Source organism: Vibrio sp. Vb0937 (assembly GCF_033338855.1).
This window is the reverse complement of sequence record NZ_JAWOTK010000260.1, coordinates 1-1,269: the sequence shown is the minus strand read 5'-3', so window position 1 is coordinate 1,269 and position 1,269 is coordinate 1. Positions and strand designations below refer to the sequence as shown.

General features: G+C 44.8%; 1 protein-coding gene. It reads left to right on the top strand.

Features of this window, described 5'->3' with window-relative positions; translation table 11 throughout:
• Positions 1-281: 281 nt before the first annotated feature.
• The coding region (locus R7P67_RS24920; protein ID WP_318086331.1) for a mechanosensitive ion channel family protein at positions 282-1,269 on the top strand (988 nt) is incomplete at its 3' end.

Below are 1,269 nucleotides of genomic sequence, written 5' to 3'. Positions count from 1 at the left end.
TATCCAGCTCTGTAAATTCCATATCTGCCTCCGATAATTCAAGTGCCAATACACTCTCACACTTGCTTGAGATAAATGTTAGCGATAAGTCAGAGAACTTATAATTGATCGTTCGAATATTTGCGCTCAGCAAAGGTATGGCAAGGCTTGCACGCGTCCGCTTTCGATTCAAAATTCATCAGATAATAGTGATAAATGGATGAAATCCCGGAAATTACTGGGGTGATACTTCAATATCTGCTACCTTTCCCACCATGGTTCATCAGAAATAAAAGTTACTTATGTCACAGTGGTTTACCGATTTACAAAACTATGTACAAGCGCATAGTCAGGATTGGAGCGGAAGTGTTCTTTTTATCACGTTAGCCAGTTTTATCGCATGGATCGCTTGGCGAGTGATCCGTTCACGTCTTGCAATTCTTGTCGAGAAAACCCCTTTTCATTGGGATAACATGTTGCTTGATGCGCTCAAAGCGCCAGTGAGCACTCTCATTTGGTGTTGGCCTGCTACGGTGTCACTCGGCATCATTTTAGAAAGCGAACTGAATGACAAGATCAATTGGCTGAGCACGCTCAAGCTGATTCTTATTATCAGCGTCTTCGTATGGACCGTCATGCGGCTGATCACCAATATCGAAGATTTCGTTCTGGAACAGAAAAACCGAGACGAAACCACCGTTCAAGCCATCGCGAAAGTCGGGCGCTTATTCATCATCACTATCGGCGTATTAACCATCATGCAGGCATTTGGCTTGTCTCTGTCTGGTCTGCTGACGTTTGGTGGTGTGGGTGGCTTAATCGTAGGTCTTGCTGCAAAAGATTTGCTGTCGAACTTCTTCGGTGGTTTGATGATTTACTTCGATCGTCCATTCAAAGTAGGCGATTGGATTCGCTCTCCAGATCGTCAAATCGAGGGCACCGTAGAACGCATTGGTTGGCGCATGACCAGCATCCGCACGTTTGATAAACGCCCACTTTATGTGCCGAACTCCGTGTTTAGCAACATCGTGGTAGAAAACCCTTCCCGAATGCTAAACCGTCGAATCTACGAAGTGGTGGGCTTGCGTTATGATGATGCCGACAAAGTGCCAGAAATCATCACCGCAGTGCGCGAAATGTTAAAGAATCACAAAGATATCGATACGCGCCAAACCTTGATTGTGAACTTTGATACCTTTGGCCCATCATCGTTGAACTTCTTTATTTACACCTTCACGAAAACCGTGAACTGGGTGAGATACCACGAAGTGAAACAAGACGTCTTATTGA